The sequence below is a fragment of the Sphingobacterium sp. UBA7249 genome, from assembly GCF_002472835.1.
Taxonomy (GTDB): domain Bacteria; phylum Bacteroidota; class Bacteroidia; order Sphingobacteriales; family Sphingobacteriaceae; genus Sphingobacterium; species Sphingobacterium prati.
Genome location: NZ_DKST01000026.1, coordinates 86,986 through 106,496 on the forward strand (window position 1 = coordinate 86,986; position 19,511 = coordinate 106,496).

Genomic DNA, 19,511 nt, shown 5'->3' on the forward strand with positions numbered 1-19,511 from the left:
GTTATTATTCCACTGTCCTGTTGAACCGCTCAAAAGACTTCCAATATTTATCTTTATAGACCGTATAGTCTATCTGGAGGTTATTCTGATACAGCATTATTAATTGATCTATCGTTTGGGATGATTTTCGAAATTCGGTGCATGCAAGATACACTTCCCTTAAGTTGTCCGCGGTTTCTCTGCCAATATTGAGAAAACTACTATCACACGGAAGACTTGCCATTAGTTCATCTTCGAATTTATCCATCAGGTCATATGTTGTCTGATCAGGCATGCCATTTGTCGCATTTCCATCATAATTGATCCGTAATATTACGATCCAAGGATGTGATGCCTTTCCATCCCAGTCCAATAGTGTCGTATTTATTATGGCTAAAATAGGTAAATCATTTTCAAGCATGCCCTCAAAAGCCGTATAGGAATCATTTTCAGTTTCGTGACTGATATCCGTGTATTTTTCGACAAATTCTTTTTCCCGCCATATCAAATAGTCTTTTAATTTGATCAGTGGAATGAGTTCTCCCGTTGCTTGCTTGCTGGAAGTAACATTTAAATTGTCTATGGTGATGATTGAGTTTAGCTCACCAATATAATTATCTAAGAATATTTCAACCCCGTGAGCGATGTTAGCTTTGTTTTCCTCTGTGTATTCGGGATGAGTGATAACAATGTCGACATCATCTGGGCGATAGATGTGTTCGATAGGGTAGAAATGCATCTCGTTAATATCAAAGGAGAATCCATACATCGATATTTTGAATTTCTCCATATCTTCGATTGCTGGTTTTAAAGCAGTAAATTTCCAGTTTGGAAGGGAAGGGGCTGCATCTATTAATGCTTCGACAAATGCGATATTTTTTACGACCCCATCAGGAGTGATGACAAGTTCAGCCGTTACATCGTTATACATGCCTGTTAAAAAGTAGAGTTCTTTTCGAAGTGCGTCGATTTTTGGGGAGAGCTTGCTGAAAAAATTCTGATCGATATGATCGCTATTTTTTACAATTTGAAAAAAGGTCCGTTCGTGTTTTACAAACCAATTCCAGAAATCCTGTATATTATCTATTTTATTTTCTTTCTTTCCAAAAATATTGTTCAAAAACCCCATAATGAATATTTATCGATTGAATCCTTATGTAGCCCCTATGCCATTCACACCCGCTGCTTTTAAAATTAATGATATAATTATGATCCAACAAGTGATTTAAGGTTTAAAAATTATCTGACAAACAATTGGCTTGTCTGTTTGTTAAGGATATTGTTGGAAATTATAAATTAATATAGGGCTGATGAATATGCAGGATTGAAAATACAACATTCAAGAATAGAATTTGGATATTCCATTTGGCCTTTAAAAAAACAAATTATTTATATATGAAATTTTGCAAACTAACATTTTGTCTTTTGGCAACATCCGCAGCACTCTCTTTTTCTGCATGTAAATCAGGTTTATCAGATGATAAATTGGAGGAGAAGATTGAAAATGCACTGACAGGACGTAAAACCGTAGATGTTGAGGTCGAGAAGGGAAAAGTAATCCTCAGCGGCACAGTAGCATCAGAGGAAGAAAAACAACAAATCGAATCGATCGCGAAGACCGCGGGGGATAAGGATGTGAAGTCCATTCAAAATAACATTATTGTGAGTGCTCCAGTAGCGACCACTCCAGCACCAATTGAAACATCGAATAACGATGCTGTACTCGGTGCGGCTGTAAACACTTTCATGAAAGATTTTCCGTCGGTGCAAGCCAGTGTCAAAGATGGCGTTATTTCGGTGACAGGTACGTTAGAGCAAGCAAAGATTGTAACACTGAAACAAGGTTTGGATAATCTGAATCCCAAAAAAGTGGATTTAAGTGGTATTGTTGTTAAAAAATAAATAGCAAAAATTATGTCATTACAAGAAAAATATAAAGTTCTTTTGGATACCGCGCAATCTTCAGGAGTCAACGATCTGAATTACGCTGAGATGGACGGTGTGCTTCAAATTAGAGGTACCGCACCTACTGCCGATGTGAAAAATAAACTGTGGGAAATTTATGGCAATATTGATCCAAACTTTCAGACCGGCGATGTCGTTTTAAATGTTGACGTAGCGACTGAAGTGCCTGGAAGTCAAGTGAAAGTAATCACAGAAAATAGTAATTTAAATATTAGAAAGGGTCCTGGAACAGATCAGCCTATCGTTGGTAAAGCCGCAAAAGGTGAAATTATCACCTTGATTAGCAAAGCAAACGATCAATGGTGGTTAGTGAGAACCAAAAACAACGAGGAAGGTTATTGTTACGCGCAATACCTGGAGTCCATCTGATAGGACAGCTTCTTGATGAACAGTATAAGGGAGATTTATCTATACGATATTTCTCCCTTTTTATTGGCATTTTGTGTTGGTTTGCAGCTTTTTTAATGGATTTTTTGCGTAAGGTATCGGTGCTGAGATTTTTGGTGTAATAATTGTATTAATCTATTTGCAACAATATTATTACAATATGGTAAAAGGATGTTTTTTCTTATTTATAACAGTGGTTTGGTCAATGCAAACGGTTATTGCGCAGGAGTATGTTCGTTTGGATAAGGATATTTTTCAATTACATTTATCGGAGTCTCCAAAGGATACTATTCGTGTAATTGAAAAAGGAAGCACAATTAAGTTGAAGCCTGGAAAATATATTCTGCAGCAAAATCAATTTATGGGCCCTTCAAGTGCTTTTATTACGATTGACCAAGAAGGTTTGGTGGGTGGCAACTTTAAGATCGAAAAGGACGGCAAACGCGCTCTGGTTCAGGTTAGGCATGGTGTCATGCAGCAAATGGATGTAAAAGCAGAGGCAGTATTGGATTTCCAGTATACGATTTCAGATACTTTAAGTGTAGAGCGTAATTTTCGGAAAGGTAAAATTAGTCAAGAGAAGACTGTAGTCTATCAAGCTAATTCTGGTAAGAAGAAAGTGGTGAAAACTTTTTTTGATACCTATTATACCATTGAAAATGAATTTGACCATAGTAAGGCGGACTACAGTTTGGATAATAGGTTACTTTATAAAGCAAAATTGGATTGTGTCGGTCGGGTTGTAGAATCAAAATCATTCAATAAAGAGGGTCAACTTCTTAAACACACCTATATAAAAGAGAAGATTAACTATACCGACTTGTATCAACATAACAATCTCGTGGAGCGTGTTTATCTATTAAACCAATCAAACTGCCGGGAATATTTTAATAATCAATTATTGGTAAAGAAAATCGTTGATAGAAAGAAGCGAAATGGGCATATTGAAAGGTATGTATATAATGCAGAAGGTAAACTATTGGAAAAAAGTGGAGTCGAAGAAGTGAAAGGTAGAGATGGCGATAATGTGTAGCTGTGATCTGTTCGTCGTAAAGTTATTGTACGCTATGACTTTTTGGATTTTAGAAATATTGCGTTAACTTTGTCTTGTCAATGAAGAAAATGAACAACATATTACGTCTTCCATTTTTCTTTAATTATTATCTCCCGATAGTAGTTCGGGAACCTATGCGTATTAAAATTTAAAAAATTCAATTATTTATATAGCTAAGCCCGAACATAACGTTCGGGCTTTTTTGTTTTTATTTCATTATGTTAACAAATTTAGAAGAAAACATTGAAATTACGTTGCCGAAAGGAGGATTGAAATCCAAATTGCAACAGTCGAAAGAAGCGGGGCGTCCGTTGATTATTAAGTTAGGCTTTGATCCTACCGCTCCTGACCTTCATCTGGGACATGCTGTGGTACTAAAAAAGTTAAAGCAATTTCAGGAACTGGGACATCAGGTTGTGGTATTGGTAGGTAGTTTTACTGCGCGGATCGGTGATCCGACGGGAAAAAATAAAGCGCGCAAACCGCTGAACCAGGAAGAGATAGGCAATAATGCGGCCACCTACCTTACTCAATTGTCCAAAATTCTTGATATGTCAAAGACAAAAGTAGTATTTAATGGCGACTGGCTGGACAAATTAAATTTTACGGAGGTGATTCAGCTTGTTTCAAAAGTGACGGTAGCACAGCTCATGCAGCGACATGATTTTCACAAACGCTTTACCGAAAACCAGCCCATCGGCCTGCATGAGCTCATCTATCCGATATTGCAAGGCTTTGATTCGGTGCATATCAAGAGCGATATAGAAATGGGCGGGACTGACCAACTATTCAATTGCACAATGGGGCGCCAGCTGCAGGAATCTTTCCATCTTGATCCACAAGTTGTTTTATGTATGCCACTACTCAAAGGTTTGGATGGTAAGGAAAAGATGAGTAAATCATTACACAATACAATTGGACTTTTGGACGAGCCTAACGATATGTTCGGTAAAGTGATGTCCATACCGGACAGCTTAATTACGGAATACATTGATCTTACTACAGACTTTAGCCAAGTGGAAAAAGCCTTATTAAAATCACGCCTAGAAATGGGCGAAAACCCCATGGAAATCAAAAAGCTTATTGCACATAATCTCGTCTATCAATATCATCAACCACAAGCTGCTATGGCAGCAAAAGAGTTTTTCGCTAGGCAATTTCAACGAAAAACATTAGATGATAAAAGTTTTGAAGAAGTTCCACTAAAGCTTATACAGGAGCGATTGGGCAGTGCTGTAAAACTTGTTGATCTCTGTCATTTTTTAGAAAAGAATAGGAGTAAATCCGCTATCCGCCGATTAATTGCTGAGGGTGCTGTTCAAATCGATTTAGACAAATGTACAGATCCTGATAAGTTTGTTGGTCTGGATGTTGGTTTTAGAATTAAATTAGGAAAAAGAGGTTTTTTTAAAGTTGTTTAGTAAGGTTGTTGTCTTTATATGTTTTATTTATTTTGTAAATAAGCATAAAAATATAGATCTGTTCTTTCGGAACTCATAAATAATTTTTATCTTCATACAAAGTCTCCGACTTTACTTTGATGCCGATTATAAATGGAAACATACAATAATATTGTTTTGGAGCAGCTGCCCAAACATTTAAAGCGCTATGTAGTCGCACAACGATACGAGCGTTACACGGCTTTGGATCAAGCCTTATGGCGCTATGTCATGCGTCAGAATTATTCTTTCTTAAAAGACGTAGCTTACTATCCATATATACCGGGGTTAAAGAAAGCGGGTTTGTCAATCGAACATATCCCGGATCTACAACAGATGAACGATAGCTTGAAGCAGATCGGTTGGGGCGCAGTGACGGTGGACGGGTTTATACCACCCGCCGCTTTCATGGAATTTCAGGCACATCGGGTATTGGTTATAGCGGCGGATATACGGCAGCTCGAACATATTGAGTATACACCAGCACCGGATATTATTCACGAATCTTCGGGGCATGCGCCTATCATAGGCGAACCGGATTATGCTGTTTACTTGCAATACTTTGGTGAAATTGGTACAAAAGCACTGTCATCCCGTAAGGATTTTGAATTATATGAGGCGATTCGCCACTTATCCATTTTAAAAGAACATGCGGGTACTAGCGAGGCCGAACTGGCAGATGCGGAAAATCATCTAAAGACCGTTCAGGATAATATGGGTGAACCTTCTGAAATGGCTTTATTAAGCAGGCTACACTGGTGGACGGTAGAGTATGGGCTGATTGGAACGCTGGATGATCCGAAGATCTATGGAGCTGGACTACTGTCTTCTATAGGTGAGAGTGCGAGCTGTATGCAAAAATCGGTACCCAAGCTGCCTTATGACTTAAGCGCGGTATTGTACTCCTATGATATTACCAAGCCGCAACCCCAACTGTTTGTTACCCCCGATTTTGAGCATTTAATGGATGTGCTAAACCAGTTTGCAGCTACCATGGCCTTCCGGCTTGGTGGCAAGAAAAGTTTAGAAAAAGCGATTGACTGTGGGGCAGTGTGTACGGCTGTCTATCGTTCCGGATTGCAGGTGTCTGGTGTTTTTAAAACCGCCAATGCAGATCAAGTTGTTTCCTATATACAAACAGAAGGACCCACAGCGCTGGCTTTTTCAGGGAAACAATTGGAAGGACAGGGGATAGACTATCATCGGGAAGGATTTGGATCTCCGGTTGGTTACCTGACAGACAGCAACAAAGATCTGGCCAACTTCTCAGACGAAGAATTGAGCGCTTATGGCATTAGTCAAGGAAAGCGATGTTCTTTGCGTTATTCTTCAGGGATCGTGGTTGAGGGCGTTGTTTTGAAGGTTGTGCATCAGGAGAGTAAGATTGTATTGATTTCATTTGAAGACTGCGAAGTTTATCGCAATAATCGCGAGGAAATTTATTTTAAACCTCAATGGGGGACCTATGATATGGCGGTGGGGGCAGAGATCATTTCAGTCTTTGCAGGTGCAGCTGATAAAGATGCTTATGAGTCCATTGTCGAAGAGATCGCGGAGCCATCGGCTTTATTGTATACACAAAATGAATACTCAAAATTACTGTCCTTGCATGCGCTGATCCGAGCACAGCGGTCGGGATCATTTGATACGGAGCTTTGGACGGATATCTTTGATCAGTTGTCTGCTGAAATAACAGATAACTGGCTCGCTCTGGTAGAACTTTATGAGATCGCCTGGGCAAATCATGCCTACGATTTAGCTGAAAGTGCCCAAGGTAAGCTTAAAGCTATTATTACGATTCGACCCAGCTTGAAAAAACTTATTGCTGATGGTATACGTGTTGCAAAAGAGGAAGTCTTAAATAATTATTGAGTGAAATGATTGATTCCAAATATGGAAAAATAGGGTATGCACGGGCTAAAGCAGCAGTCTGCCTATACTTCCCTATTTTACTACCATGTGCTGTAATATTGAGTACTTTTTATAAACTTAATAGTACTTGCCATGCTTTGTTCAATTGCTCTGAATCCAACAATTGTGCAGCATAAGTATGTACTTTTTGTGTCAATTGCGGTGAACCTTGTTGAAAATTCAGCCGGAGGTAGTTTAAATATTTATCCTCTTGGGTGGCTTGCTCTAGAACTGGTAAGGATTCGACATTAGCCAATAATCCGAGATGGTTTCCGGTAAGTACTTTGGAAAGGCGAATACTTTCGGGCAGCTGATCTACGCCAATACCCAGACTGCGGAGTGGTTTAGGAACAATAAAGAGGTTTTCATTGGTTACACGGCAGTACCAGTCGCCGCCGAGACGAGCGACCAGATCTAGTTCCTCTTGTTTTATCGTATTGTTTTTGTGCAAGAGTTCTTTGTGCACATGCATATAGAGTACTTCTGCAATAACGAGATTTCCTGCGCCGGGTTCGTCGCTCAGGGCGATCACTTCTCTTACACGACATTCCAGTTGAACCGGAGATTCCGAGACCCGCGGTGGGCGAACATGTAATGATGGGATTGGTGTAAACCCAGATTTGTCAAATTCATTTACCTCCTTGCTGTACTCTGTACTGGCCAGTGACTGTTGCTGTACCATCGCATAGTTTACGATGTTGATGACGACCTCATTGACTTCCTGAATATTGTCCAGTGTATGCTTGGTACTGCCATCACGCATGCGACGCAAGGGTGAGAATACACATATTGGTGGTTGGTGTGACATCAGGTTGAAGTAGCTGAAAGGACTCAGGTTGACATTGCCCGCCGCATCGATGGTACTCGCAAAACAGATGGGACGAGGTGCAACGGCATATTTGATTAAATTATCAATGATCGCTTTATCAGCCGAGGACTCAAAAGTGACTGTATCGAAAGAAGAATTCATTTTTTGAATAGATTTATTGTTGGTATAATACTACGGAATTGGAAAGTTTGCCCAAGCCAGTTATTTCTAGCTCGACCTGATCGCCTACCTGTAGCCATTGATCCTGATGAGCGGGATTCTCCATGCGCCCAGTGCCGTTGAGTTCTAAAAAACATCCCGTTCCAACTGTTCCCGATCCGATCACATCACCCGGAAAGAGACGTACACCATAGGAAACGCGCTCGATAATTTCGGCAAATGTCCAGTGCATCGTAGCAAAATTACCGGAAGAAACCTGTTGACCGTTCACGCGGCATGACATATCGAGATTATATCGGTCACCAATATGATCCGCTGAAGATTTAATTTTATAGGGTTCCAATTCGTCCTTGGTGACTAACCATGGACCAATTGCCGTAGCAAAATCCTTTCCTTTGGCGGGCCCCAAGCTTAATTTCATCTCGTCCATCTGGAGTTTTCGTGCGCTAAAATCATTCATGATCATGTATCCGGCAATATATTTATCAGCCTCTGAGGCAGGGATATTTATACCTGTTTTATTGATTACGATGGCCACTTCAAGTTCAAAATCCAGTTGCTCAAGATGCAGTGGCATACATTGTATCGGGCCGGGACCTTGTATGGCCTGATGATTGGAGAAGTAAAAAACGGGAAATTCATCGAATTCCGGAATCATATCCAGTCCGCGGTTTCTTCTTGACGTCGCTACGTGCTGCCGAAAAGCATAGGCATCACGCACTGATGTCGGATGAGGTATCGGTGCAACAAGTTGACTATCTTGCAATAACTGGTAAGGTCTGGACATACGTCCCTCCAGCAATGCACTGTGATAATACACTAAATCGTTTATGGCTTCATCTCCACGGATCAAAAAATCAGCCATATCGGTCGGAAGGGAAAGGGCTATCTCCGAGCAGGTGTATACCCGGTCATTGATTATAATGCCTAATTCATGTTGGCCATTTTTCGTGCACGTAACAATTCTCATATCGGAATATTCTATTGGTTATTCAATCTTTGAATGCGACACAAATATATCGTATAAGTTTTGAAAAAAATATTTCTTCGCTTGAAAACAGAAAAATATTCTTACCTTTATTATAACATTATAAACTAGTAAAAATGATCAATCGTGGAATACATCGCTTTGCGTCATCCATGCCCTATATTGCTTTTAATAGAGCAATTATAGCTGATATCATTTTTGCCCAATACTAATCCCCTCGAATTTTTTGCCAATCGATGCTATTGGCAACGTTGATATTCATTTATTTTTTATAACCGTTTTAAATCGTAGAATTATGCCATTTTATGTTAAACAAGGGCAAATTCCAACACAGCGACATACTGTCTTTAGAAAGCCCGATCATACGCTCTATGCTGAAGAATTGGTTTCTACCCATGGCTTTTCCAGTCTTTATTCGCTCGTGTATCATTGCCACCCGCCTACGTTGGTCAAACAGATCCGTGAACCCTATGATGTTACTCCAAAGATTGCCCGTGAAAAACATCTTAAACATACCAGTTTAAAAGGATTTCAGGTTAAGGCCAAAGATGATTATCTGGAAAGCCGCACACCTGTTCTGGTCAACCAGGATCTACACATTTCGCTGGCTGCCCCCAGATTATCCATGAACGATTATTTTTATAAAAATAGTCAGGCCGATGAGATTATTTTCGTGCACCATGGAACAGGGAAACTCAAGACAGGATACGGAAATATTTCTTTTCAGTATGGTGATTATCTGGTTGTCCCAAGGGGTACAATTTACCAGATGGAATTTGATCAGACTGACAACCGATTATTTATTGTTGAATCGTTTTCCCCGGTACGTACGCCAAAGCGGTATCGGAATGAATTTGGTCAGCTGATGGAGCATGCTCCCTTTTTTGAACGGGATATCCGTGTACCACAGGATCTGGAAACTTTTGACCAGCTTGGTGATTTTGAGGTGAAAATCAAGAAACAGGGATTGATTTATCCTTACATCTATGGAAGCCACCCTTTTGATTTTATTGGTTGGGACGGTTATCATTTTCCCTGGGCATTTTCGATTCATGATTTTATGCCGATTACCGGGAAATTACATCAGCCGCCACCGGTCCATCAGACATTTGAGACGGATAGTTTTGTGCTGTGTAGCTTTTGCCCGCGTCTTTATGATTATCATTCAAAAGCTATACCGGCACCTTACAACCATAGCAATGTAGACTCAGATGAAGTATTGTATTACGTCGATGGTGATTTTATGAGCCGGAAATCGGTTGAAAAAGGACAGATTACATTACACCCGGGCGGTATTCCGCATGGACCACACCCCGGTACGGTCGAAAAAAGTATTGGACAAGTTAAAACCGAGGAACTAGCGGTCATGATCGATCCTTTCCGTCCCCTGATGCTTACCGAAGAAGCGTTAAAAATTGAAGATCCCGATTACTTTAAATCCTGGATGAGTTAAATTAAATACGAATAACCTTTATATACATTATGGCAAATACATTTGCAGAGAAGATTGCCCAAGCGCAAGATTTTCTACCTATTAATGGAACCGATTACATTGAATTTTATGTGGGGAATGCGAAGCAGGCCGCACATTATTACAAAACTGCCTTTGGTTTTCAGTCGGAGGCTTATGCAGGGCCAGAGACCGGTATTAGAGACCGTGCATCTTATGTCTTAAAGCAAGATAAAATACGGCTGGTGCTGACCACAGCCCTTAAATCAGACCATCCTATTGCTGAGCATGTTAAAAAACACGGCGACGGTGTTAAAATATTGGCTTTATGGGTTGATGATGCCCGCAAATCATTTGAGGAGACGACCAAAAGGGGAGCAAAGGTTTATCAAGAACCGCAACTTCTCAAAGATGAACAAGGGGAGGTCTGGACTGCAGGGATATACACTTATGGTGAGACCGTACACTTATTTGTCGAACGGAAAAATTATGCTGGCGTATTTATGCCCGGATATGAAAAATGGGAAAGCGACTATAACCCCGCAGAGACCGGTTTGCTCTATATCGATCATTGTGTAGGCAATGTGGGTTGGAATAAAATGAATGAAACCGTCCAATGGTATCAGAATGTCATGGGCTTTGTAAACATTCTGTCCTTTGATGATAAACAGATCAATACGGAATATTCCGCCTTGATGAGCAAAGTAATGAGCAATGGCAATGGCTATGTGAAGTTTCCGATCAATGAGCCCGCTGAAGGCAAAAAGAAATCTCAAATTGAGGAATATCTTGAATTCTATGAGGGCGAAGGTGTACAGCATGCGGCATTGGCAACAAAGGATATTGTAAGTACGGTGCGGGAACTTAAATCCAGAGGGGTTGAATTTCTAGGAGCTCCTCCCGAAGCATATTATGATATGCTACCAGAAAGGGTTGGAGCAATAGATGAGGAAATCCGGATTATCCAAGAACTGGGTATTTTGGTGGATCGTGACGAAGAGGGTTATCTTCTACAGATTTTTACCAAACCTGTAGAAGATAGACCTACCTTATTCTATGAGATTATTCAGCGAAAAGGTGCACAGAGTTTTGGCGCCGGCAATTTTAAGGCGCTTTTTGAAGCAATCGAACGTGAACAAGAACGGAGAGGTAATCTATAAGGACATGCTGGGTATGAAAGAATTATTGCGGGCATTTGAGCATAGAAGTCCAGAAATTATATTTGAATGGAAGGATAGCGAAACTGAAGCACGGGGATGGGTCGTCATTAACTCTTTACGAGGCGGTGCAGCTGGTGGTGGTACACGTATGCGTGCAGGCCTGGATCGGCATGAGGTAGAATCCCTGGCCAAAACAATGGAGGTGAAGTTCACTGTTTCAGGACCAGCGATTGGTGGGGCCAAATCCGGAATTGATTTTGATCCGGACGATCCGCGAAAAAATGAAGTTTTGGACCGCTGGTTTAAAGTGGTGACGCCATTACTAAAAAACTACTATGGCACAGGCGGGGACCTCAATATCGATGAGATCCATGATGTCATTCCGCTGACAGAAGAATATGGACTATGGCATCCACAGGAAGGTATATTGAACGGGCACTTTAAAGTAAATGAGAGTAATCGTATCCACCAAATAGGACAGTTGCGTTATGGTGTTTCTAAAGTTTTGGAGGACAATACTTATAGTCCGGATTTAAAGCGTAAATACAAGGTTGCGGATATGATCACTGGCTATGGAGTCTCTGAATCCATTCGTCATTATTATCAGCTTTTCGGGCGCGACTGTATTGGAAAACGTGCAGTCATCCAGGGGTGGGGAAATGTTGCTGCAGCGGCGGCATTCTATTTATCCAAATTGGGAGTAAAAATTGTCGGAATTATTGATCGTGCCGGTGGTTTGATCAATCGGGATGGTTTTAGCGAGGCAGATATTACCCAATTATTCCTGACGCGAAAAGGTAATGAGCTCCGTGCTCCGGATTTGATTTCTTTTGAACAGATGCAGCAGGAAATATGGGGATTGAAGAGCGAAATCTTTGTGCCTGCAGCTGCTTCACGTTTGGTTTCCAAAGATCAAATACAGCAACTTTTGGATAACGGGCTTGAAGTCATTGCTTGTGGTGCAAATGTACCTTTTGCTGATCAGGAAATATTTTATGGACCTGTTATGGAATTTGCGGATCGACGTGTCGCGGTGATCCCTGATTTTATAGCCAATTGTGGTATGGCCAGGGTATTTGCTTATTTAATGCAGCGAAATATTGAGATGAGTGATGATGCCATCTTTTCAGACGTCTCAAATGTGATTTTCGAAGCGCTGAAAAAAATAAGGGATTCTTCTCCCGACTGCACGCAATTATCATCCCGAGCTTATGAGATTGCACTCAAACAATTGGTGTGATAATAGTAAAACTTCATAAACGAAAAACACTTGAAGAGGGGAACTTCAAGTGTTTTAACTAACCAATTATTAACCTAAATTTATGAATATTTAAAACAGTACAACACCTGTGCCAAAACTTATTTATCTAAGATGAATAAAATGTCATTTTTTTGTTAACTTATAATTTCTCGTACGTTTGGAGTTGTTTATTTATATAAATGGCCGCCTACCAATTATTTAAAACTAAGTTTCATTGAATCGTAGATAGGCTAAAGCATTATTATGTACTTCAATTATTCGCATCGCCTATTTGTTAATGTGTTGATAAACAGAAACTCCTGAAGCGGGGAGCAACAGGAGTTTTCCTAACCAATTATTAACCTAAATTTATGAAAAGTATAAGTATAACGTGATGTTAAGATAAAATGTTTCAACTATTTTTACTTTTTTAGATTTTTAACATTTTTTAGCATTTTCTATATTGAATTTCAGTAATATTCTCAGTATGTATATTCTTTTCGAATTAGAAAAATAAAAAACCTGTAGGCGGGAACCGACAGGTTTTTTATAAACTAACTAATTATTAACCTAAATTTATGAAACTAGTAAGTAACTTTCAAGAAGAATGCCAATATATCGATTAGCCTTTTGGTTTAACGAATTTTAACGCTTTATAGTGTAAATACAATGGAACGTCATTGTCCTGATGCCATAGTATTTTATTTTTCAAACCTTTTCCTGCTATTAAGCGTTACATTATCGTAAGCAATAATCAGTAAACTGTTTAATATAACGTACATGCCCATATCATATCTTTATCAATTTGAAAATTACAGAAGTCCTTTTTGGGCTTTCGCCATCCACGATGGTCATCATGTAGACGCAGATTTAGAGCCGTATTTGAATATTTCTTCCGATGATAGGTTAAGGGAAGAAGATCCATACACTGCAATTTTAGCAGAACTGCCCTTTAATCGTTTCGTTTGTGGCACATCAAGATTCCAATTGGATTTAAATCGAAATAAGGATGGGGCAATTTATTTGACCCCTGAACGGTCTTGGGGAATAAAAGTATGGAAAACAGATTTACCACAGCAGTTTAAGGATCAGTTGTACGAATCTTATGATAGGGTATATCAAAAAATAGTACAGCAGATTCAAAATACGATTGATCGTTATGGTTATTTTGTTATTTATGATATTCATAGCTACAATGCGCTCCGTGCTGGCCCAAAGACTATTGTTGACGAAATAAACAATCCGCAGATTAATATCGGTACGTCGCACAATAACAGTAAATGGAGAGAATTGACAACTTTGCTTTTAGATGTGTTTAGCAATAGTAAGGATGGACAGACTTATGATGTGCGTGAAAATATCAAATTTAAGGGCGGCTTTTTGTCATCTTATTTAAATGAGCAATTTGGCGATAAGGGTTGCGTTTTCTCTATCGAGTTTCGCAAGGATTTTATGAATGAATGGACGGGAGAAGTCTTCCCTCAAAAGCTACAGGAGTATAAGCAGCTTTTAATGCAAAGTATTGAAACCCTTGAATCCTATTTTGCCTATGAAAGATAATGCAAAGCAGCTAATAGGCATTCTAAAAAAGATCAAGAATAAGGAGGTTTTCCACGTTCAGATACCGCCAAAAAATAAAATGGTATTTAATCAGGTTGTTCCTTACTTATTTCTTTATAGACAGTTTTTTAGTCAAGATCCGATGTTAGCGGAATTGGTGAAATCTGAACCAGCCTATTTTAGAGTGAAGGATCCAGAGATGAATGTATCCGATTGGATCGCTCCAATACTCAATCAGCTCGTTGAAGAATTTGGGGCCTGCCTCATTATAGAGGCATGGACTGCAGGACCTGGCCAAGAAGAAGACATTCAAATCCATATTGCCCGTAAGAATGTACAGTCCATTGCTCAATATTTGGGGAAACAATTGGAAACAGAGGAATCTATTGCTAAAGTTGAGATTGTGACAGAATCGAAAACCAATGCGACACAAAGTCTTTCACCGGCGAGCATTCAACTGGATAAGTTAAATAGCAATATCTTGTATATGGGTTTGGAAATCAAACCGAAGTATCTCTTGGGAGTGAACCAGCAAATACTACCTATTGATCTACGTCATTTTCGTGAGGCGATATCCCGAAGCCTGTCCAAAACATTTTTTGAATTCATTCGTATACACACACTGTCAAAACCGACTTCTTTTAAAATAAGTCATCCCAAAAAGATGCTTCCATTGGCCTGGGAAATCGATCAAAAATTGGCACGTGAAAGCCAGAGGTTTGATTTTCTATTGTTGATAACACCGACGAATTCCTATGATGCATGGCTACAGTTTAGAAAAGGGAGTTATCGTAAGGTGCCTGTTTTCCGTTATAGGCCTATGCCCATTGATCCCGATATTATTAAGCGCAACCTGTATAATTTGCATATTGAAGACCTTTACGACCCATCGATTGCTTATCTATTTCGAGATAAACGCAAGGAGCTCGATCAGATGATGAGTATGTTAAGCGAAAGAGGAAAAGAAGGTTTTTTGCTCGGCAGTATGCAGGTCTTTGGTACAGTCAATGAAAAACTGCTTGAGAAGGCACAGGCGATCTTGACAATTACTGTGACGGATAGGGAAAATAGAACGAAGGAAGAAGATATTGTTTATGCAGAAGAGTTTGCGCAGCTAGCGCAAGAAGAACTTGATTATTTAAAAAGCCAGGATACAAATTTTGCGACCACTGTACGGCTTCGGGATGATATCTACGGAGTTATGGTGAATCAGGGAGTACTAAATATCAGCAAACAGTATAGCTTGCCAAGAAATAGGGTACAGGCATTGATCCAACATGAAGTTGGGACGCATATTGTTACCTATTATAATGGTAAACAGCAGCCCTTCAGTCTTTTTAGATTGGGTGTTCCTGGATATGAAAAGCTTCAGGAGGGACTTGCGGTACTGGCCGAGTATCTCGTAGGCGGATTGACAAATAATAGGTTGCGCATACTAGCTGGGCGGGTCGTAGCAGTATATCACATGCAGCAGGGAAACACTTTTTTAGATACGTTTACACTGCTGGTGGACAAATATCAGTTTTTACCTGAAACTGCGTTTCAAATGACCATGCGTGTTTTTAGAAGCGGTGGGCTAACAAAAGATGCTTTATACCTCAGTGGTCTGATCGAATTGATAAATTATATAAAAAGTGGCCGGGATCTCAGCCTATTGACCATGGGGAAGATCAGAGAAGATTATATACCGATAGTCGAAGAATTAATGCTCAAAGGCATACTGAATGCACCGGTTTTGACGCCTAAATACTTAACGTCCCCTTATATCGATGCATTAACCAACCTCAAGAAGAGTAAGGGGATATTTCAAATGATACAATAATAAGCGACAATATATGAAGATAGCATTTGTTATTAATCAAACTCATAAAGAAACTGAACGTTTCACAACAACGCTGCTAGCATTGAAAGCACACCAGATGGGGCATGAGATTTATTACATTGGATTGGCCGATTTTTATTATGAATCTGCCCATATTGCTGCCCATGTAAGGGAGGTACTGCCTGTACAACAGATTGCATCGACCAAGGTATTAATGGAGATACTAAGGGCGACGGCAAAGACAAAAATGGATATGACAAAGATGGATGTCGTTTGGCTCAGATTTGACCCCGTGTTGGATATGGTGAATCGGCCTTGGGCAGCGGCATCAGCACTGCAATTTGCCTCCCTATTAAAAGAAAAAGGTGTACAGGTCATTAATGATCCGGATAGTTTGGGTAGGGCAAGTAACAAATTGTATCTCGAAGGTTTTGACGAATCTATCCGTCCTAAGACAATTGTAACTAGAAATTATACGGATGTAGTTGATTTTTTTGAACAGCAAAATAAACTGATTATTTTGAAACCCCTAAAAGGATCAGGTGGAAAAAACGTATTTTTGATCAATAAAGATAATCAACAAAATCTGAAGCAGACGGTAGAAGCAATCGCGCGGGATGGTTACGTGATTGGTCAGGAATATCTCCCTGAAGCAGCTGGTGGGGATATTCGCTTTTTTTTACTGAATGGTGAACCTGTTTCAATCAATGGAAAATATGCAGCTGTTCACCGTGTACAGCAAGGAGGTGAAATCCGGAGCAACGTGCATCAGGGAGCAAAAACCCAAGCAGCTGCCATTTCGGCTGAGCTGCTGCAAATGGTTGATAAAATCAAAGACAAATTGATACAGGATGGAATGTATTTTGTTGGTTTGGATATCGTGGGCGATCGTATTATGGAAATTAATGTTTTTAGTCCGGGCGCTTTATGCCAAACAGAAGAGATTGTAAAAGAAGACTTTTCCGCATTGATTATCAAAAATCTTGAAGAAAAAATAGGATCTGCTAGAAATTCATCGGGTGTTTAGTAAGGCGATTATATGTAATTGGTTTTATAATAAGGGAGCAAAGATCAATAATTGACTGGGCTGTCTAAAAGCATTCCTAATCCTGAAAACTATATTGTTTTTAGCGTCATTTGAAATCTCTTGGCGGTAATTAGGATTGTTGTAATAGGAAACTGACAAAACGCGGGATTGATGAAAATTATGAGTTTGAGATGAATCAAGGCATTTAAATTCTTGTTAATTTTAAGAAAATATAAAAATACGATGTTTATTATTGATTCGCCTTCACATGATGCCTATTTCAATATTGCTTCTGAGGAATACCTGCTCACGAAATATCCTAAAGAACCCATTTTCTTATTGTACATGAATGATCCGTCAATTATTATAGGTAAATTTCAGAATACTTTGGCTGAAATTAACCTTGATTATGTAAATGATAATAAGATTAAGGTCGTTAGGAGAATGTCTGGCGGTGGTGCCGTATATCATGATTTAGGGAATCTCAATTTCTCCTTCCACACCCTATTGGGAGATCTCGATTTTATGGATTTTTCGACTTTCACGCAACCCATTGTTTCTGTTTTAAATAAATTGAATATTCCGGCAAAACTGGAGGGAAGAAATGACCTGTTGGTGGATGGAAAAAAGTTTAGTGGAAATGCTAAGCTCGCAAAAAATGGTAAAATGGTTCAGCATGGTACTATTTTAATTGATTCACAGATGCAGATTTTGAGTGATGCATTGAAGGTAAATCCGCTTAAATTTGTCGATAAAGCTGTCAAGTCCAACCGTGCCAGGGTAACAAATCTGATCGGTTATCTACCTCAGGGTTTTACAACGGTAAAATTTAAGGAACTATTGATCGCAGAGATGCAGCGTGAAAATCCTGATGCGGAGGTCATTCATTTCTCTGCAATTGATATCCAGAATATCGAACATCTGGTGAAGGAAAAATATGAAACCTGGGACTGGAATTTCGGTTTCTCTCCGAATTATAATTTTAAAAAGGCAATCAAGATACCCGCCGGTTTTATAGAATTACATTTAGATGTACATAAAGGTTATATTGAGCATGCCAAGATTTTTGGGGATTTTTTTGCTTCTGAATCTATTCATGAACTGGAGCAACTATTGGTTGGGAAAAAACATCAATTGGAAGAAATCAGGCTGCTGTTGGAAGCTATAGATCTAACTTCGTATTTTGGAAAAGTTGATGTTGCTGAAATTTTGGAGCTATTTAAATAACAGCTGTTGTATTGTCCCATTGGGATTTAAATAAAAAATATTATGCCTTGGAATCCAGATATCTATAATCAGTTTAAAGACATCCGCTTTAAACCCTTTTTTGATTTATCCGAACTAATAGCTTCGGAAGCAATGATGAAAGCAGTGGATCTCGGATGTGGAACCGGCGAGCAAACAGCTATTTTAAGCGATAAATTTCCTCAAGCTACATTCCTTGGAATAGATGCATCTCCGGAAATGTTATCGATGAGCCGTAAACTTGAACATGAACACCTAAAATTTGAAAATAGTAGTGTTGAAAAATTCCTGGAGACAGTGGGTTCCTGGGATTTGATATTCAGTAATGCGGCATTGCAATGGCTGGATGATCACCAAAAGCTTTTTCCGCATCTCATTTCCAAATTGAGTAGCGGTGGGCAGTTGGCCGTTCAGATGCCTTACCAGCCGGAAAATATCTTGAATAAACTGCTATCTGAGCTGGCTGGTGAAGAACCTTACCGAAGCTATCTGGATGGTTGGAATAGGGCTTCATCGGTGCTAAGTATAGATGACTATGCACAGATTTTCTTTCATTCGGGCTTGGAGGAATTGAACCTATCGCTTCGTATATACCCAATTATTGCTGCCGAAGCGGAGGTCCTTTATGACTTTATTTCCGGATCGGCATTGATCCCTTATATTGAACGGCTGGACGAAGATAAACGACCTGTTTTTATTGAGGCTTTTAAGACATGTATTAAACAGCATTTTTCAAGATTCCCCGCGATATATCCGTTTAAACGTATTTTGTTGTATGGTCGAAAGAGCTGACATCGCGGACGATGGTCATGTTAAATACTGATCAAATCGAACCAGATCGCTTTGGTCATCGTTGCTAAATCGTTGGGATTTAATATCATTTGAAGGCCTCGTTTTCCTGCGCTCACAGAAATTTCTTTTTCCAATTGAGCTGCTTCCTCGATAAATGTTGGAAATAGTTTTTTCATGCCAATAGGTGAGCAGCCACCGCGGATATAGCCCGTTACAGCTAGGAGATCCTTCATAGGGAGCATTTCACAATTTTTATTACCTGATGCTTTAGCGATCTTTTTTAAGTCAAGTTGGGCATTTCCGGGAATTACAGCAACAATGTAAGGGTCTATATTTCCTTTCAATACTAAAGTCTTATAAAGTGTTTCAGGTAATAGACCCAATGACAAGGCAACATGTTCGGCACTGACATCATGATCATCCACCTCGTATTCTCTTAGTTCATAGTTTACTTTTGCCGTATCCAACAAGCGGACTGCATTGGTTTTATGCGACATAATAAGC

Annotated in this window: 17 protein-coding genes; 13 read left to right on the forward strand and 4 right to left on the reverse strand. The window is 39.6% G+C overall.

The annotated features are described in order from the left end of the window. Positions 1-4 precede the first annotated feature (4 nt). Positions 5-1,108 carry a DUF695 domain-containing protein gene (locus B4A24_RS18545; RefSeq protein WP_293946497.1) on the reverse strand — a complete coding sequence of 368 codons (1,104 nt, stop codon included), beginning with the start codon at positions 1,106-1,108 and terminating at the stop codon, positions 5-7. A 266-nt stretch (positions 1,109-1,374) separates the two neighbouring features. Here B4A24_RS18545 and B4A24_RS18550 point away from each other — a divergent pair, with 266 nt between their 5' ends. The 5 genes from B4A24_RS18550 (at position 1,375) to B4A24_RS18570 (ending at position 6,696) form a co-directional block, all read left to right on the forward strand. Further along, positions 1,375-1,881, forward strand: coding sequence for a BON domain-containing protein (locus B4A24_RS18550; protein ID WP_293946498.1), 507 nt, complete (start codon positions 1,375-1,377; stop codon positions 1,879-1,881). A 12-nt stretch (positions 1,882-1,893) separates the two neighbouring features. Next, entirely contained in the window at positions 1,894-2,313 is a 420-nt protein-coding gene (locus tag B4A24_RS18555; RefSeq protein ID WP_293946499.1) for an SH3 domain-containing protein, read from the forward strand. 223 nt (positions 2,314-2,536) lie between these two features. Then, positions 2,537-3,364 (forward strand): hypothetical protein, encoded by an 828-nt coding sequence (locus B4A24_RS18560; protein WP_293946500.1) that lies wholly within the window; start codon positions 2,537-2,539, stop codon positions 3,362-3,364. Between the two features lie 239 nt (positions 3,365-3,603). After that, complete coding sequence (gene tyrS / locus B4A24_RS18565) at positions 3,604-4,806, forward strand: tyrosine--tRNA ligase (RefSeq protein WP_293946501.1); 1,203 nt, start codon at positions 3,604-3,606, stop codon at positions 4,804-4,806. A gap of 132 nt (positions 4,807-4,938) precedes the next feature. Then, complete coding sequence (locus B4A24_RS18570) at positions 4,939-6,696, forward strand: aromatic amino acid hydroxylase (protein ID WP_293946502.1); 1,758 nt, start codon at positions 4,939-4,941, stop codon at positions 6,694-6,696. A gap of 109 nt (positions 6,697-6,805) precedes the next feature. On the opposite strand, the gene B4A24_RS18575 is transcribed toward B4A24_RS18570, so the two are convergent. Together B4A24_RS18575 and B4A24_RS18580 are read right to left on the reverse strand one after the other, a co-directional pair. Further along, positions 6,806-7,705, reverse strand: coding sequence for a flavin reductase family protein (locus tag B4A24_RS18575; protein ID WP_293946503.1), 900 nt, complete (start codon positions 7,703-7,705; stop codon positions 6,806-6,808). 13 nt (positions 7,706-7,718) lie between these two features. After that, a complete protein-coding gene (locus tag B4A24_RS18580; RefSeq protein ID WP_293946504.1) occupies positions 7,719-8,693 on the reverse strand; it encodes a fumarylacetoacetate hydrolase family protein in 975 nt (324 codons plus the stop codon). Between the two features lie 313 nt (positions 8,694-9,006). Here B4A24_RS18580 and B4A24_RS18585 point away from each other — a divergent pair, with 313 nt between their 5' ends. From B4A24_RS18585 to B4A24_RS18620, 8 genes are all read left to right on the forward strand, one after another. Continuing rightward, the gene (locus B4A24_RS18585) at positions 9,007-10,164 is read left to right on the forward strand and encodes a homogentisate 1,2-dioxygenase (protein WP_293946505.1); all 1,158 of its coding nucleotides are present in this window, start codon (positions 9,007-9,009) and stop codon (positions 10,162-10,164) included. Between the two features lie 29 nt (positions 10,165-10,193). Further along, positions 10,194-11,321: a 4-hydroxyphenylpyruvate dioxygenase gene (gene hppD, locus B4A24_RS18590; RefSeq protein WP_293946506.1), complete on the forward strand. Its 1,128-nt coding sequence runs from the start codon at positions 10,194-10,196 to the stop codon at positions 11,319-11,321. Continuing rightward, positions 11,293-12,561, forward strand: coding sequence for a Glu/Leu/Phe/Val dehydrogenase dimerization domain-containing protein (locus B4A24_RS18595; protein WP_293946507.1), 1,269 nt, complete (start codon positions 11,293-11,295; stop codon positions 12,559-12,561). The genes hppD and B4A24_RS18595 overlap by 29 nt, the downstream gene beginning before the upstream one ends. A 780-nt stretch (positions 12,562-13,341) precedes the next feature. Then, positions 13,342-14,121 carry an N-formylglutamate amidohydrolase gene (locus B4A24_RS18600; protein ID WP_293946508.1) on the forward strand — a complete coding sequence of 260 codons (780 nt, stop codon included), beginning with the start codon at positions 13,342-13,344 and terminating at the stop codon, positions 14,119-14,121. Beyond that, the gene (locus B4A24_RS18605; RefSeq protein ID WP_293946509.1) at positions 14,111-15,943 is read left to right on the forward strand and encodes a flavohemoglobin expression-modulating QEGLA motif protein; all 1,833 of its coding nucleotides are present in this window, start codon (positions 14,111-14,113) and stop codon (positions 15,941-15,943) included. Before B4A24_RS18600 ends, B4A24_RS18605 begins: the two co-directional genes overlap by 11 nt. A 13-nt stretch (positions 15,944-15,956) precedes the next feature. Beyond that, the gene (locus B4A24_RS18610) at positions 15,957-16,970 is read left to right on the forward strand and encodes a glutathione synthase (RefSeq protein ID WP_293946510.1); all 1,014 of its coding nucleotides are present in this window, start codon (positions 15,957-15,959) and stop codon (positions 16,968-16,970) included. Positions 16,971-17,213: 243 nt separating this feature from the next. After that, positions 17,214-18,197, forward strand: a complete 984-nt coding sequence (locus B4A24_RS18615) for a lipoate--protein ligase (protein ID WP_293946511.1) — start codon at positions 17,214-17,216, stop codon at positions 18,195-18,197. Positions 18,198-18,239: 42 nt separating this feature from the next. Beyond that, positions 18,240-19,007, forward strand: a complete 768-nt coding sequence (locus B4A24_RS18620; protein ID WP_293946512.1) for a methyltransferase domain-containing protein — start codon at positions 18,240-18,242, stop codon at positions 19,005-19,007. A 20-nt stretch (positions 19,008-19,027) separates the two neighbouring features. On the opposite strand, the gene ybaK is transcribed toward B4A24_RS18620, so the two are convergent. After that, the gene (gene ybaK / locus B4A24_RS18625) at positions 19,028-19,504 is read right to left on the reverse strand and encodes a Cys-tRNA(Pro) deacylase (protein WP_293946513.1); all 477 of its coding nucleotides are present in this window, start codon (positions 19,502-19,504) and stop codon (positions 19,028-19,030) included. Between the last annotated feature and the right edge of the window lie 7 nt (positions 19,505-19,511).

What these genes read in the sequence shown, in the direction of transcription:
- B4A24_RS18545 (WP_293946497.1), bottom strand. Translation starts at nt 1,108, where the DNA reads ATGGGGTTTTTGAACAATATTTTTGGAAAGAAAGAAAATAAAATAGAT.
- B4A24_RS18550 (WP_293946498.1), top strand. Translation starts at nt 1,375, where the DNA reads ATGAAATTTTGCAAACTAACATTTTGTCTTTTGGCAACATCCGCAGCA.
- B4A24_RS18555 (WP_293946499.1), top strand. Translation starts at nt 1,894, where the DNA reads ATGTCATTACAAGAAAAATATAAAGTTCTTTTGGATACCGCGCAATCT.
- B4A24_RS18560 (WP_293946500.1), top strand. Translation starts at nt 2,537, where the DNA reads ATGCAAACGGTTATTGCGCAGGAGTATGTTCGTTTGGATAAGGATATT.
- tyrS (WP_293946501.1), top strand. Translation starts at nt 3,604, where the DNA reads ATGTTAACAAATTTAGAAGAAAACATTGAAATTACGTTGCCGAAAGGA.
- B4A24_RS18570 (WP_293946502.1), top strand. Translation starts at nt 4,939, where the DNA reads ATGGAAACATACAATAATATTGTTTTGGAGCAGCTGCCCAAACATTTA.
- B4A24_RS18575 (WP_293946503.1), bottom strand. Translation starts at nt 7,705, where the DNA reads ATGAATTCTTCTTTCGATACAGTCACTTTTGAGTCCTCGGCTGATAAA.
- B4A24_RS18580 (WP_293946504.1), bottom strand. Translation starts at nt 8,693, where the DNA reads ATGAGAATTGTTACGTGCACGAAAAATGGCCAACATGAATTAGGCATT.
- B4A24_RS18585 (WP_293946505.1), top strand. Translation starts at nt 9,007, where the DNA reads ATGCCATTTTATGTTAAACAAGGGCAAATTCCAACACAGCGACATACT.
- hppD (WP_293946506.1), top strand. Translation starts at nt 10,194, where the DNA reads ATGGCAAATACATTTGCAGAGAAGATTGCCCAAGCGCAAGATTTTCTA.
- B4A24_RS18600 (WP_293946508.1), top strand. Translation starts at nt 13,342, where the DNA reads ATGCCCATATCATATCTTTATCAATTTGAAAATTACAGAAGTCCTTTT.
- B4A24_RS18605 (WP_293946509.1), top strand. Translation starts at nt 14,111, where the DNA reads ATGAAAGATAATGCAAAGCAGCTAATAGGCATTCTAAAAAAGATCAAG.
- B4A24_RS18610 (WP_293946510.1), top strand. Translation starts at nt 15,957, where the DNA reads ATGAAGATAGCATTTGTTATTAATCAAACTCATAAAGAAACTGAACGT.
- B4A24_RS18615 (WP_293946511.1), top strand. Translation starts at nt 17,214, where the DNA reads ATGTTTATTATTGATTCGCCTTCACATGATGCCTATTTCAATATTGCT.
- B4A24_RS18620 (WP_293946512.1), top strand. Translation starts at nt 18,240, where the DNA reads ATGCCTTGGAATCCAGATATCTATAATCAGTTTAAAGACATCCGCTTT.
- ybaK (WP_293946513.1), bottom strand. Translation starts at nt 19,504, where the DNA reads ATGTCGCATAAAACCAATGCAGTCCGCTTGTTGGATACGGCAAAAGTA.